The organism is Pseudomonas sp. VMV1 (assembly GCF_056790235.1).
Map to the genome: position 1 here is coordinate 1 of NZ_JBXGSE010000013.1, position 13,507 is coordinate 13,507.

At 65.3% G+C, this 13,507-nt stretch carries 15 protein-coding genes; 6 read left to right on the top strand and 9 right to left on the bottom strand.

What is annotated here, in order from left to right:
• The first annotated feature begins 260 nt into the window (after nucleotides 1–260).
• The 5 genes from ACUCV0_RS22945 (at nucleotide 261) to ACUCV0_RS22965 (ending at nucleotide 6,056) form a co-directional block, all read left to right on the top strand.
• Nucleotides 261–1,202, top strand: coding sequence for a LysR family transcriptional regulator (locus tag ACUCV0_RS22945; protein ID WP_158896839.1), 942 nt, complete (start codon nucleotides 261–263; stop codon nucleotides 1,200–1,202).
• A 105-nt stretch (nucleotides 1,203–1,307) separates the two neighbouring features.
• Nucleotides 1,308–2,762 (top strand): FAD-dependent tricarballylate dehydrogenase TcuA, encoded by a 1,455-nt coding sequence (gene tcuA, locus ACUCV0_RS22950; RefSeq protein WP_158896838.1) that lies wholly within the window; start codon nucleotides 1,308–1,310, stop codon nucleotides 2,760–2,762.
• On the top strand, nucleotides 2,749–3,924 hold the full coding sequence (tcuB, locus tag ACUCV0_RS22955) for a tricarballylate utilization 4Fe-4S protein TcuB (RefSeq protein ID WP_158896837.1): 1,176 nt from the start codon (nucleotides 2,749–2,751) through the stop codon (nucleotides 3,922–3,924). Before tcuA ends, tcuB begins: the two co-directional genes overlap by 14 nt.
• A 39-nt stretch (nucleotides 3,925–3,963) precedes the next feature.
• Nucleotides 3,964–5,271: an MFS transporter gene (gene tcuC, locus ACUCV0_RS22960; RefSeq protein ID WP_158896836.1), complete on the top strand. Its 1,308-nt coding sequence runs from the start codon at nucleotides 3,964–3,966 to the stop codon at nucleotides 5,269–5,271.
• A gap of 344 nt (nucleotides 5,272–5,615) precedes the next feature.
• Nucleotides 5,616–6,056, top strand: coding sequence for a D-glutamate cyclase family protein (locus ACUCV0_RS22965; RefSeq protein WP_158896835.1), 441 nt, complete (start codon nucleotides 5,616–5,618; stop codon nucleotides 6,054–6,056).
• Nucleotides 6,057–6,248: 192 nt separating this feature from the next.
• Here ACUCV0_RS22965 and ACUCV0_RS22970 read toward each other — a convergent pair whose 3' ends face one another.
• Together ACUCV0_RS22970 and vapB are read right to left on the bottom strand one after the other, a co-directional pair.
• Entirely contained in the window at nucleotides 6,249–6,659 is a 411-nt protein-coding gene (locus ACUCV0_RS22970; RefSeq protein WP_482213816.1) for a type II toxin-antitoxin system VapC family toxin, read from the bottom strand.
• Nucleotides 6,656–6,886, bottom strand: a complete 231-nt coding sequence (gene vapB, locus ACUCV0_RS22975) for a type II toxin-antitoxin system VapB family antitoxin (protein ID WP_158896834.1) — start codon at nucleotides 6,884–6,886, stop codon at nucleotides 6,656–6,658. The genes ACUCV0_RS22970 and vapB overlap by 4 nt, the downstream gene beginning before the upstream one ends.
• 327 nt (nucleotides 6,887–7,213) lie before the next feature.
• Between vapB and ACUCV0_RS22980 the strand changes: the two genes are divergently transcribed.
• Complete coding sequence (locus ACUCV0_RS22980) at nucleotides 7,214–7,411, top strand: hypothetical protein (protein ID WP_482213817.1); 198 nt, start codon at nucleotides 7,214–7,216, stop codon at nucleotides 7,409–7,411.
• Here the strand turns inward: ACUCV0_RS22980 and ACUCV0_RS22985 are convergent.
• The 7 genes from ACUCV0_RS22985 to iolG all read right to left on the bottom strand — a co-directional run bounded on the left by ACUCV0_RS22985 (nucleotide 7,375) and on the right by iolG (nucleotide 13,503).
• Nucleotides 7,375–7,596 carry a hypothetical protein gene (locus ACUCV0_RS22985; protein ID WP_482213818.1) on the bottom strand — a complete coding sequence of 74 codons (222 nt, stop codon included), beginning with the start codon at nucleotides 7,594–7,596 and terminating at the stop codon, nucleotides 7,375–7,377. The two genes, ACUCV0_RS22980 and ACUCV0_RS22985, sit on opposite strands and share 37 nt — an antisense overlap.
• 202 nt (nucleotides 7,597–7,798) lie before the next feature.
• On the bottom strand, nucleotides 7,799–8,824 hold the full coding sequence (locus tag ACUCV0_RS22990; protein WP_183633818.1) for an ABC transporter permease: 1,026 nt from the start codon (nucleotides 8,822–8,824) through the stop codon (nucleotides 7,799–7,801).
• Nucleotides 8,825–8,884: 60 nt separating this feature from the next.
• Nucleotides 8,885–10,438 carry a sugar ABC transporter ATP-binding protein gene (locus tag ACUCV0_RS22995; RefSeq protein WP_482213819.1) on the bottom strand — a complete coding sequence of 518 codons (1,554 nt, stop codon included), beginning with the start codon at nucleotides 10,436–10,438 and terminating at the stop codon, nucleotides 8,885–8,887.
• A 47-nt stretch (nucleotides 10,439–10,485) separates the two neighbouring features.
• Nucleotides 10,486–10,713, bottom strand: a complete 228-nt coding sequence (locus ACUCV0_RS23000; protein ID WP_158894740.1) for a hypothetical protein — start codon at nucleotides 10,711–10,713, stop codon at nucleotides 10,486–10,488.
• A 243-nt stretch (nucleotides 10,714–10,956) separates the two neighbouring features.
• Nucleotides 10,957–11,886, bottom strand: a complete 930-nt coding sequence (locus tag ACUCV0_RS23005; protein WP_158894738.1) for a sugar ABC transporter substrate-binding protein — start codon at nucleotides 11,884–11,886, stop codon at nucleotides 10,957–10,959.
• A gap of 126 nt (nucleotides 11,887–12,012) precedes the next feature.
• Nucleotides 12,013–12,177: a hypothetical protein gene (locus ACUCV0_RS23010; RefSeq protein ID WP_158894735.1), complete on the bottom strand. Its 165-nt coding sequence runs from the start codon at nucleotides 12,175–12,177 to the stop codon at nucleotides 12,013–12,015.
• 315 nt (nucleotides 12,178–12,492) lie between these two features.
• Nucleotides 12,493–13,503 carry a bifunctional inositol 2-dehydrogenase/D-chiro-inositol 1-dehydrogenase gene (iolG, locus tag ACUCV0_RS23015; RefSeq protein WP_482213820.1) on the bottom strand — a complete coding sequence of 337 codons (1,011 nt, stop codon included), beginning with the start codon at nucleotides 13,501–13,503 and terminating at the stop codon, nucleotides 12,493–12,495.
• Between the last annotated feature and the right edge of the window lie 4 nt (nucleotides 13,504–13,507).

The window sequence follows — 13,507 nt, forward strand, 5'->3', positions numbered from 1 at the left end:
AGAGGCGCTAAGCATCCTAGGAGGGTTTTCCACCTAGTCATAAGCATGTTTATTATTCGGACGCCTTCCCTTATGTCACGCGATTGACGCGGACAGTCAGTAGGTGGAGCCCAGGCGGAAGGGGTGACGGGAGCTAGGGGTATGGGCGGGGAAAGTATGTTTCAGGCGGGGTGCACGCGGGAAATATCACGGAGTGTCATGCTGAGAGCTGATATCGGAGCACAATGGACCTTTGAACTGTACTCAGCGGTGACGCCCATATGGAACTCCGTCAGCTACGCTACTTCGCCAAGGTCGTCGAAATGGGCAGCCTTGGCCGCGCGGCACTGGAGCTGGGTGTCGGCGCCTCGGCGCTGAGTCAGCAGCTCACTCGATTGGAGCTGGAACTGAGCATCCGCCTGCTCAACCGGACCTCACTTGGCGCCACGCCCACGCCGGCCGGACTGGCCTTCCTTCATCATGCCCAGCTCACCCTGCGCCAGGCCGACTATGCTGTGCAAGCGGCCCAGCGCGACCGTCTGCGCGGGTATGTCAGCGTCGGCCTGCCGCCGACCGTAGCCAGCGTACTGGCGCTACCGCTGATCCAGACGCTGCAGCAGCGCTATCCGGATATCCAACTGCACCTGGTGGAGATGCTGTCGGGCTATCTGGGGGCTCAGCTCAACGCCCGGCAACTGGATCTCGCCGTGGTCTTCCAGCCCGATCCGGGCAGGCGCTGGACGCTGCATCCCTTGCTCGATGAGGCACTGATCCTGCTGCATGCGCCAGGCCTGCCGGGCGTCCCGACGACCGCCAGCCTGTCGCTCGCCGCCCTGGGCCGATTGCCGTTGGTGCTGCCGAGCATGCAGCACGGCCTGCGCAGCGGTCTGGCAGCGGCCATGGAGAACCTCGGACTGGACGTCAATGTGGTCATGGAGATCGATGGCCTGGCGACCCTGATGAAGGTGGTCCGCCAGGGCCTTGCCGCGACCATCCAGCCGGGCTCGGCCGCGGCCCACGCCTACGCCGAAGGCCTGGGCACCATCCCCTTGCGCGATCACCCGCTGCAGCGTCGCAACCTGCTCGCCAGCCTGGCGGATGACGAACTTTCCCCGGCCGCGCTGGCGACGCGGGTGGTGATCCTCGAGGTGGTCCGCCGACTGGTCCAAGAAGGCCGCTGGCCGGGCGCCTGCTTGTTGGATACCAGCACCCCGACCCTTTAGCAAAACTAAAGCCCTCCCCCCGGCCGGCCCCTGTCGGCCACCTCCCCCTCTTGGCTAAGGTCCGTGGCAAACAAGGCCGCTGTGGCCAGCCAATGAGGATTCACGATGATCGACGTCCTGGTGGTCGGGGGTGGCAACGCCGCTCTTTGCGCCGCGCTGATGGCCCGGGAAGCCGGAGCCAGCGTCCTGCTCCTGGAAGGCTCGCCACGCGCTTGGCGCGGTGGCAATTCCCAGCACACCCGTAACCTGCGTTGCATGCACGACGCGCCCCAGGATGTGCTCGTGGAAGCCTACCCCGAAGAGGAATACTGGCAGGACCTGCTTAAGGTCACCGGAGGCCTCACCAACGAAGCTCTGGCGCGCCTGGTGATCCGCGCCTCCGCCACCTGTCGCGACTGGATGCGCCGGCACGGCGTGCACTTCCAGCCACCGCTCTCCGGTGCCCTGCACGTCTCCCGCACCAATGCCTTCTTCATGGGCGGGGGCAAGGCGCTGGTGAATGCTTACTACCGCAGCGCCGCCCGGCTCGGGATAGGCATCCGCTACGACGCCTCGGTGTCCCACATCGAACTGCAGGACGGCCGTTTCGTAGCCGCCCATCTGGGCGCGCGCGAGGTGGACGGCATCGCCCTGCCAGCCGAGCGCATCGAGGCACGGACCTGCGTGCTGGCCGCCGGCGGCTTCGAATCCAATCGCGACTGGCTGCGCGAGGCCTGGGGGCAGAACGCCAGTGGCGAATGGCCGGCGGACAACTTCCTGATCCGGGGCACCCGCTACAACCAGGGGGTGCTGCTCAAGCAGTTGCTGGCCGAGGGCGCCGACGCCATCGGCGACCCCACCCAGGCGCACATGGTCGCCATCGATGCCCGGGCGCCTCTCTACGACGGAGGCATCTGCACCCGCATCGACTGCGTATCCCTGGGCGTGGTGGTCAACCGTGAGGGCGAGCGCTTCTATGACGAGGGCGAGGACTTCTGGCCCAAGCGCTATGCCATTTGGGGTCGGCTGGTGGCCGGGCAACCCGGGCAGGTCGCCTACTCCATCATCGATCGCAAGGCCATCGGTCGCTTCATGCCGCCAGTCTTTCCCGGCACCCTGGCCGGCAGTCTGGAAGAACTCGCCAGCAAACTCGAGCTGCCGGTCGCGGCCTTTCTTGCCACTGTTTCCGCCTACAACGCCGCCTGCCAGCCCGGTCACTTCGATCACACCACGCTGGACGACTGCCACACTCAGCGCATCAGCCCAGGCAAGAGCCATTGGGCACTCCCCCTGGATACGCCGCCCTACTACGCCTATGCCCTGCGCCCAGGGGTGACCTTCACCTACCTGGGACTCAAGACCGACGCCAGCGCCGCGGTGCATTTCGCCGGCCAGCCCAGCCCCAATCTGTTCGTCGCCGGCGAGATGATGGCGGGCAACGTGCTGGGCAAGGGCTACACCGCCGGCGTGGGCATGAGTATAGGTACCGCCTTCGGCCGCATCGCCGGCGCGCGCGCTGCCGCCGCCGCCGGCCATCCCTCTACCTTCGTCGAACGGGGCTACGACCATGCAGCCGCTTGATACCCACCCACTTGAGGACCAGGCTCCGCAACTCATCGACCTCCTCACCCTCGAAGAAAGCGAGGTCGATCGGCAGCTGCACATCTGCAATGCCTGCCGCTATTGCGAAGGCTTCTGCGCGGTGTTTCCGGCCATGACCCGGCGCCTGGAATTCGCCCGTGCGGACGTCCATTACCTGGCCAACCTCTGCCATAACTGCGGCGCCTGTCTGCACGCCTGCCAATATGCGCCGCCCCACGAATTCGCCGTGAACATCCCCAAGGCCATGGCCAAGGTGCGCGGCCAGACCTACGCCCACTACGCCTGGCCGGCGGCCTTCGGTCGGCTCTACCAGCGTAACGGCCTGACCCTGGCCAGTGCCACGGCCGGCGGGCTGGCGCTGTTCCTGCTGCTCGCCCTAGCGGTCCGCGGCACCCTGTTCCCCGGTCCGCTGGCGGGCAATTTCTATGCGATCTTTCCCCACAACCTGCTGGCCCTGATGTTCGGTGGCGTCTTCGCCCTGGTGGTCCTGGCCCTGGCGATCGGCGTCGGCCGCTTCTGGCGCGGCGTAAGTCCGCCTACGGCGCCACGAGATCCTGTGTCGCCGCTGGCCGCCGGTGTGGAGACGGTGGATGCGGTGCTGCGCCTGAGATACCTCGACGGCGGCCATGGCGAGGGCTGCAACAACGAAAGCGACAGGTTCACGCTGTGGCGCCGGCGCTTTCACCACCTGACCTTCTACGGCTTTCTGCTGTGCTTCGCTGCCACCTCGGTGGCCACCCTCTATCACTACCTGCTGGCTTGGGAGGCGCCCTATCCGCTGTTCAGCGCGCCGGTGCTGCTTGGCACCGCCGGCGGTCTCGGCCTGGTGATAGGCCCGTTCGGTCTGCTGTGGCTCAGCCTGCGGCGCGATCCGCAACAGGGCGACGTGGCGCAGCGCCCCATGGATCGGGCCTTCATCCTGCTCCTGCTGCTGGTCAGCCTCAGCGGCCTGGCCCTGTTGGCCGGGCGCGACAGTGGCGCCATGGCCGCCCTGTTGGCCATTCACCTGGGCGCCGTTATGGCGTTCTTCCTCACCATGCCCTACGGCAAGTTCGCCCACGGCATCTTTCGCAGCGCGGCGCTGCTCAAGCACGCCATTGAGAAACGCCAGCCCGATCATCTGCGCCTTGGCGCCGACTAATCCGCTTGCCCCCACTACAACAACAATGATGGAGCACCGATGAAAGCCTCAGATATCCCCCGCCAGCCCTCGAAGGTCGGCGCCATCCTGCGCGTCACCAGCGGCAACTTCCTAGAGCAATTCGACTTCTTCCTGTTCGGCTTCTATGCCACGTATATCGCCCGAGTATTCTTTCCCTCCGATAGCGAATTCGCCTCGCTGATGATGACCTTCGCCGTGTTCGGTTCGGGTTTCCTGATGCGACCGCTGGGTGCCATCGTCCTGGGCGCCTACATCGACCAGGTGGGTCGGCGCCGCGGGCTGATCGTCACCCTGGCGATCATGGCCAGCGGCACCGTCCTCATCGCACTGGTCCCCGGCTATGCCCAGATTGGCCTCTCGGCGCCGGCCCTGGTGCTGCTCGGCAGACTGCTGCAGGGTTTCTCGGCCGGCGCCGAACTCGGTGGCGTCTCGGTGTACCTTTCGGAGATCGCCACACCCGGGCGACGCGGCTTCTATACCAGTTGGCAATCGGCCAGCCAGCAGGTGGCCATCGTAGTCGCCGCGGGGCTGGGTTATGTCCTCAATGCCAGTCTGAGCGCCCAGCAGCTCACCGATTGGGGCTGGCGCCTGCCCTTCGTGGTCGGCTGCCTGATCGTTCCCTTCATCTTTTTCATCCGCCGCTCGCTGGCGGAAACCGAGGATTTCAAGAAACGCCGGCATCATCCCAGCGTCCGTGAGGTGTTTCGCTCGATGCGGCAGAACTGGGTGCTGGTCGTGGCCGGTGGTCTGCTGGCCTCCATGACCACCACCACCTTCTACCTCATCACCGTCTACACCCCGACCTTCGGTCGCACCGTGCTGCACCTGAGCGCCAGTGACAGCCTGATCGTCACCCTGTTCGTCGGGGTCTCCAACTTCATCTGGCTGCCCATCGGCGGCAGCGTTTCCGATCGCATCGGTCGTCGGCCGCTGCTGCTGGGCATCGCGAGCCTGGCCCTGCTCACCGCCTATCCGGCCATGGCCTGGCTGGCCGCCGCGCCCAGCTTCGAGCGGATGCTGGCGGTGCTGCTGTATTTCTCGATGTTCTTCGGCTGCTACAACGGCGCCATGGTGGCGGCCCTGACCGAGGTCATGCCGGCCGAGGTGCGCGTCGCCGGCTTCTCGCTGTCCTTTAGCCTGGCCACGGCACTGTTCGGCGGCTTCACCCCGGCAGTCTCGACCTTTCTGGTCAATGCGACAGGCGATAAGGCCTCGCCGGCCTTCTGGCTGATGTTCGCCGCGCTATGCGGGCTGGGGGCGACCCTAGTCCTGTATCGGCGCCGCCAGCCCCTGGGCGGGTTGCGAGAGGCGCCTGCCGCCCCCTGAGCCAGGTCTTCACGCCAGACCCTTCGAGCTCGATTGCAGGGATCTGGCGCGCGCTTGCGTTTTGAGTACCGGCCCGCTGGTCGCGCGCCGGGGGTGCACGATGACTACCAGCAGGCCAACTTGGTAATCGTGCTGCAGGCCCAAGCCTATGCCCTGCTGTTATTCTGTCTGCGAATCTCAAGGCCTGTCCGATTCTTGCCGTGGGGACTGCCGGCAATCCTCGGATGCCCTTGCCCAGGGCGGCCATTGACATCCGGACCATGCTACCGCGGTATCGCGTTTGGCAGCATGGCCACCTGGTGGCGGAGCCCACGGACATTGAAGCCTATTGGCGGGAGGATTCCATGCTCATCCTGCTGGGCTGCAGCCACACCTTCGACGCGCCGTTGCGCCACGCAGGTATTGAGGTCAGCAGCGCGGCACCGCCGGTCTACAGCACCACGGTACCCAACACGCCGGCCGGCGCTCTGGGCGGGACTTTGGTGGTGAGCATGCGACCGGTACCCCGGGTGCTGCTCAGTCAAGCAGTGCTGGTGACCGCGCGCTATCCCAGCGGCCATGGCGCGCCAGTTCAAATCGGCGATCCTGAGGCGATAGGCATCACCGATCTGCAGGCGCCGGACTTTGGCGTGGTGCCGCCTATGGGCCCAGACGACGTGCCGGTGTGCTGGGCGTGCGGGGTGACGCCACAGCAGGTCCTGCCTCAGCTGCGAAGCGCCTATTGCATCTCCCACTATCCTGGGCACATGTTGGTGCTGGACCAGCGTCCGGAGGCGTCCAGATAGGTTTGACGCTGCAAAGCGCTATGCTGGCGCTCTGGGTGCGTTACAGGTACTTATCGTTGTGCTGTGTGACGGTGACGATCTCCGCCAGGCTGGGGAGATGTCTTCGGCAACTGGGATCTGTCCCTTAGTTGCGATGGCAATCTGGCAGTTCAAGTGATGACAAATATCGCCAGCTGTATTACGTCACACCTATCAAACCCAGTCTTCGTACACGAGGCCGGGGACCCGGCTGAACTCACGCACATTGTTGGTCACTAGGGTGCAGCCGATAGCGATTGCATGCCCCGCAATGGCTGTGTCGTTCGGCCCGATCGGTGTACCCGCCGCATTGAGCTGGCGCATGATTTCAACCGTCGCATCGACCGAGCGCAGGTCCCAGGCGATCAACGCGTCCAGTCGCCGAACGAACTCGTCCACCAGAATCTTGTGTTTGGGTGAGGCCTTCTTGCCGATCTGGCCGTAACGCATTTCCGCGTAGGTGATGGCCGAAATCACGATGCGGTTACCGCGTTGGACCTCAGCAGCAAGGCGTCTGATTACAGCATCTGGATGCTCCCGCATGATGAACGAGCAAATGCAGGTATCGAGCATGTAGGTGGTCATAGAGTGAACCTGCCCTCATCACTGGCCACTGCGGTGCGCTCCCGCAGGAAGTCAGCGTTAGCCTTAGGCAATTCCGCCAGAGACGTCCAGGACGGGCGAACAGGCCGCAGGGTGATGACGTCACCCTCCTTCGAGATTTCGAGCTCGCCGATGCCGTCAAAAGCCATATCCTTGGGCAGCCGGACTGCTTGATTCCTGCCATTCATGAAAATCGATACGGTACGCATGATCTGCTTCTTTGGCCTATGCCTGACATAGGCAAATGTAGCGCGCTGTTCAGGCATGTACAAGGCATATGCCTTCGAATGGTGAGCCCGCGTACTTAGCACAGGGGCAGTATCAACTCCCCCTCAGCGCTATTTCCAAGCGCAGGTGAACTGGATCATGGCCGACTTCCGCCTGTGCGCCGCACTGATTATGCTGTTCCGGGGCGGGCTATCGGATCGACTTGGCCGGCGGCGGGTGCGGACCCTGGGCTTCATTGCCGATGTCGTACTGGTGATCCCGATGATGCTCTCACGGCCCAGGGCAACATCTGACTCGCGGCGCTGGCGATGCTAGTGGCCGCGCTACCGACGCCCATCGTGCAGTTGGTGGGCTACCCCACCTATGCCGAGCAGCTCCCCACCCGGGTGCGCTACACCGGCATGGCCATCGCCGGAGTCCTCGATGACTACCAGCAGGCGAACCTGGTGATCGTACCGCAGGCCCAGGCCTATGCCCTGCTGTTGTTCTGTAACGTGCCAACTTGACGTACAACGCAGCGCGAGAAATTCTTAGGCGGGCCGCAGTCTGCTCGCGCCAGGACTTCAGCCGACACGCGGGCCAGCCGCGGGCGCACCGACAAGCTGAAGCTGCTCGCCGCATGCTGGAAGGCCTGGGCATGGGCATGGCCCATGAAGCCGGTGCCGATCAGACCGATGCCGATGTCGCGCATGTTTTTCTCCGTGAGGGTGGTAGAAAGACCCGGCAGGCGAAGCCTTAGCCTGCCGGGTAAAAGGATGGGTGAGCGGTGGAAGGGCGCTCTCACCCCAACCCTCTCCCGGGGAGAGGGGGAAAGGCAGTTGGGTGCGGGCTTGTCCCTCACCCCGGCCCTCTCCCAGAGGGCGAGGGGGAAAAGCGGCGGGTACCTGTGCGCCTCAGCGCTTTGCCTTGCGCTTGTTGCGGTACTGGTCGATGACCACGGCGATCACGATGATCAGGCCCTTGATGATGTCCTGGACGTAGGCGTCCACCCCGAGGAAGGTGAAGCCGCTGGCCATGGTGCCGAGGATCAGGGCGCCGATCACGGTGCCGGTGATGCGCCCTACCCCGCCCGCCAGGCTGGTGCCGCCGATCACCGCCGCGGCGATGGCGTCCAGTTCGTAGGACATGCCCATGCCGGCCTGGCCGGTGGCGGCGCGGGCCGAGGCCACGACCCCGGCCAGGCCCGCCAGCAGGCCGGCGATGCTGTAGACGATGATCAGGTGCTTCTTGACGTTGATGCCGGAGATGCGCGCGGCCTGCATGTTGCCGCCGATGGCATAGGTGTACTTGCCGTACTTGGTGTAGCGCAGGGCGATGTGGAAGATCACCGCCACCACCAGGAAGATGATCACCGGCATGGCCCCGGCGCCGATGGCGGTGTAGTTGTCGGACAGCATGCTGATCGGCTGGCCTTCGGTGTAGTAGCGCGCCAGGCCGCGGGCCGAGACCATCATGCCGAGGGTGGCGATGAAGGGCGGGATGCCGGTGACGGCGATGATGCTGCCGTTGATGGCGCCGGCCAGCAGCCCCACCCCGAGGCCGGCCATGACCGGCACCCAGACCGGCAGGTCGGTCAGCGAGGGAAACACCGCGCGGCCGAAGTCCGAGCCCTGGGCCAGACTCGCCGCCACCATGGCCGACAGCGCCAGCACCGAACCGGAGGAAAGGTCGATGCCGGTGGTGATGATCACCTGGGTCACGGCGATGGCCAGCAGGCCGATGATCGAGACCTGCAGGATCATCAGCACCAGGCGCTGGGAATTCATCAGGAAGCTCTGGTCACGCAGGACCCAGCCGAAGGCCTCGAAGGCCAGGCCGATGCCCAGCAGCACCAGCAGGATGCCCAGCTCGGTGGGAATGCGGCGCCGCGGGCGCGCGCTGGGTAGCTCGGCGGTTTTCTTGTCCAGGAGGGCACTCATCTTGTTCTACCTCTTGTATGCCGGGAGCGATGGGGACGGGCCCACCGCGCGAAAGCTGCGCTAGTGCAGTACGGGATTGCCCGAGGCCAGGTGCATGACCCGCTCCTGGGTGGCTTCGCCGCGATCGAGAAAGCCGGTGACGGTGCCTTCGTGCATCACCATCACCCGGTCGCTCATGCCCAGGACCTCGGGCAGTTCGGACGAAATCATGATCACCGCCAGGCCCTCGGCGGCCAGCTTGGCGATCAGCCGGTAGATCTCGGCCTTGGCGCCGACGTCGATGCCGCGGGTGGGTTCGTCGAGGATGAGGATGCGCGGCCGGGTCATCAGCCAGCGGGCGATCAGCGCCTTCTGCTGGTTGCCGCCGGAGAGATTGGCGATGCACTGGTCCAGCGAGGGGGTCTTCACCCGCAGTTGCTGGCGCATCTCCTCGCAGAGCCGGTCGAGGCGCTGCTGCTGCACGAAGCCGCCGCTGGCGAAGCCGCCCAGCACCGCCACCTCCATGTTTTCCCCCACCGACAGGCAGGAAAAGATGCCGGTGTCCTTGCGGTCTTCGGTGAGCAGCGCCAGGCCTTTCTGGATCGCCAGATGAGGATCGCTCATCCGTACCGGCCGGCCGTCGATGCGGATCTCGCCCGCCGTGGCCGGGGTTACCCCGAACAGCGTCTCGGCGACGTTGGTGCGCCCCGAGCCCATCAGTCCGGCGATGCCCAGCACCTCGCCGGCGCGCAGGTCGAAGGAGACGCCGGAGAACACTCCGTCCAGGCCCAGGTCGCGCACCGACAGCAGTACCTCGTCGCGCGGCGCGGTGCGCTCCGGGAACAGCTGGGTCAGTTCGCGCCCCACCATCATGGCGATCAGGCCGTCACCGTTCATACTGTCGGCGCGCTGCAGGCCGATGTACTGGCCGTCGCGGAACACCGCGACCTCGTCGGCGATCTGGAACACCTCGTCCATCTTGTGGGTGATGTAGACGATGCCCTTACCCTGGGCCTTGAGGTCGGCGATGATGGAAAACAGATGCGCCACCTCGGTCTCGGTGATGGCCGAGGTGGGTTCGTCCATGATCAGCACATCGCTGTCGTAGGACACCGCCTTGGCGATCTCCACCATCTGCCGCCCGGCGATGGACAGGCTGCCCACGCTGTCTTCCGGGTCCAGGGCGATGCGCAGCCGGTCCAGCAGCGCCTGGGTCTGGCGCCGCATCTTGCCGTGGTCCACCAGATGCAGGGCATTGAGCGGTTCGCGACCCAGCCAGATGTTCTCGGCGATGGTCATGAAGGGCATCAGGTTGAGTTCCTGGTGGATCATGGCGATCCCCGACTGCAGCGCCTGCAGCGGTGTCTCGAAGCGCACCGGCACCCCGCGCAGCCGCACCTCGCCGGCATCGGGCTGGTAGATGCCGGCGATGATCTTCATCAGCGTCGACTTGCCCGCGCCGTTCTCGCCCATCAGCGCCAGCACGGTGCCGGGACGCACCCGCAGTTGCACGTGGGACAACGCCTTGACGCCGGGAAACTCCTTGGTGACGTCGACGATTTCCAGCAGGTATTCGCTGGACGCCGCGGTGGCTGGCAGGGCGCCCGGCGCGGCGGCGGTGGCGGAACTTAGCATGGTCACGCTCTCCTCGCGGCCCGCCACCGGGCGGCCCGCGGCTTAGGTCATAGACGCTGGAACTGCGGATAGGCGTCGGGGGCGGCGGCGGTAGCGGCTGGATCGACGCTACGGTCCTGGAGCTGCTGGGCGCGGATCAGGTCGGCGAGGGAATGGGTGACGGCGACGCCCAGGCGCAGCGCGGCCGCGGCGGCCCCACTGCAGGTCAGCAGCAGGCCGAGGCAACGGGTGAGCGGAATGCGGACAAGCGCGAGCGCCAAGGGAGCGGACGACATGATCACACCTTCTTATTGTTGTAGCGGCCTTCGCGAGCGAAGACCTCATCGGATCTAGCCAATGCCCCGACTTTGATTGGAATTTATTTTCCAGTCAACATATTTTTGGAAATTATTTTACTAGCGGTGAGCCAATAAAAAAGGCCCCTCGCGGGAGCCTTTTTCGGCAGGGAGCCACCCTCTCCAGGATGCCCCTGAGCGTCACGCCCGCAGCTTTGCGGACATGACGGGCAGCGCCATTCCCTATTGCTTGAGCATGGCCTGGAACTCGGCGACATTCTCTGGAGTGATGAGGCGATAGGGAATGGTCACGTTCTGTTCCACGTTTTCCTTCTTGGCCAGCTTCTCGGCGGCGTTGAGGGCGCCTTCGGCCTGGCCACGTGCATCCTGGTACACCGACACACTCATCAGGCCGCGCTTGATGGCCGCCAGGGCATCGGGGGTGCCGTCCACGCCGCCGACCAGCACGCCCTGCTTGCCGGCCTGCTTGAGCGCCATGGCCGCGCCGATGGCCATTTCATCGTTGTTCGACAGGATGCCGTCGATCTCCTTGCCGGCCAGCAACCAGTTGCTGGTTAGGTCCATGCCCTTGTCGCGCAACCACATGCCGGTCTGTTCCTCGACGATCTTGATGCCGGGATACTTGCCGAGGATCTCCTTGAAGCCGGCCGTCCGCACCTGGGTCGAGTTGTTCGACAGCTCACCCAGCAGGATCGCCACCTGCCCCTTGCCGCCCAGCTTGTCGGCGATGTACTGCGCCTGCAGATGCCCGGCCTCGCGGTCGTTGGAGGTCACGGTCACCACCCCGGCCGGCAGCTTGGCGTCATCCGGCTTGCGGTTGACGAACACCAGCGGAATGCCCGCCTTGCTCGCCGACTCGATCAGGTTGCGCGTGGCTGCGGTATCCACCGGGTTGACGATCACCGCATCGACCTTCTGGCTGATGAAGCTCTGCACCTGGTTGAGCTGCTTGACCACGTCGTTGCGGGCGTCTTCGAACTGCAGCGAAATGCCACCCTGCTTGGCCTTCTTGCTCATGTTTTCGCGCAAGTAGGTCAGGTAGTTGTCATCGAAGGTGGGCATGCTCACGCCGATCTTCAGATCGGCCAGCACGGAGGTGCTGGCCAGGAGCAGAGACACGGCGAGGGCGGTGAGGTGAGGTTTGCAAGGCATGGAAACACTCCGTTCTGGGCGGGATGGCAAAGGCACAGCGCGGCGCCGACGCGAGACACCCCCGCGGGATCGCCGACCGGGAGCGGTGGCGCCGCGGTAACTGGGTGCGCGCGGGTCAGCCGCGCGTCACTTGAGTCGATAGAGGACAGGCGCGCCAGGCATGGCGCCGATCACGGCATCTGCGCGCTCGTGACTGCACAGCCGGAGTAGCCAACCCAGGATGGCCGGCAGTGGCGGGGAGAGTTCGGACGCAGGAGTCGCGCTGACCGCAGGGGATACGGAAGTTTTCATGGGAAGGGCACCTGATCTTGTTCTTGTTGGTTACGCATTGGCCAGGCGGCGCAAGGTCGTGTTCGTGCAGCTACCTGAAACCACTGTATTGGAATTTTATTTCCAATACAAATGTTCTGGAAAAAATATACAGGCTGCTTTTGGAGCCGGCGTAAATCCGTGTTGCAGGCTGCCGCCCGTCATAGGCGCAGGCTTTGTTCCTGGCGTCCAGCGGGCTACCGCCAGACGTGCTGGATACCGCGGCCCGGTCACGAAAGCGCTCCGGCAAGGTGTCGCGCGCGTCTCGCCGCGGCACCTGACGCCAGCGGACGACGGTCAGCCGTAGAACGCCGGTCGGCTGGGCAGGGTCACCGGCTCGATGGCGCCGCTGTCCTGGGCCTTGATGCAGGCGTCGGCGGTGACCGCGGCGATGTAGCCGTCCCAGGACGACGGCCCGGTCAGCTGGCCGGCGGCGAGGTCGTCGATGAAGGCCTGCAGCTCCACGTCATAGGCGGCGATGAATCTGTCCTTCCAGTCCATGAGGATCTCGTTGGACAGCCGCGCCTCGCTGCGCAACTGCACCGAGGTCGGCTCCGGCAGGCGGGCAATGCCGCGCTCGCCGACGATCTCGCACTGGATGTCGTAACCGTACTGGCAATTGACGAAGACCTCGACATCGATGCGCACGCCCTTGGCCGTTTCCAGCAGCACCACCTGGGGATCGCGCAGGTGCTCGCGCGCCGCTGGCGCCTTGCGCGGAAAGACCACCTGGGCGGACACGTAATGATCGTCCAGCAGCCAGGCCAGCACGTTGATCTCGTGGATCAGGGTGTCGGTGATGGCCATGTCGGTGCTGTAGTGCTCGCTCACCGTGGGATTGCGGTGGGCCGCATGGATCATCAGCGGCGCGCCGATGCGATCGGCGTCGAGCACCGCCTTGAGCTGGCGATAGCCGGCATCGTAGGGCCGCATGAAGCCCACCTGCACCAGGCGCTTGCCGTGGGCCTGCTCGGCTTCGACGATGCGCCGGCAGCCCTCGGCGGTGGTCGCCAGGGGCTTTTCGCAGAACACCGGCTTGCCGGCGGCGATGGCGGCCAGCACGTACTCCTCGTGGGTCGGCCCCCAGGAGGCGACCAGCACCGCCTGGACGTCCGCCGCGGCGATCAGCGCATGGCCGTCGGCATAGACCTCCGCGGTGATGCCCAACTCCTGGACCACCCGGGCGGCCTGGTCGGCGTTGATGTCGGTCACCGCCACCACGCGACTGCCCAGCAGGGTGTGGCTCAGGCGGCGGATGTGTTCGCGGCCGATGGCGCCGGTCCCGATGACACCGATGTTCAAGGTCATGACT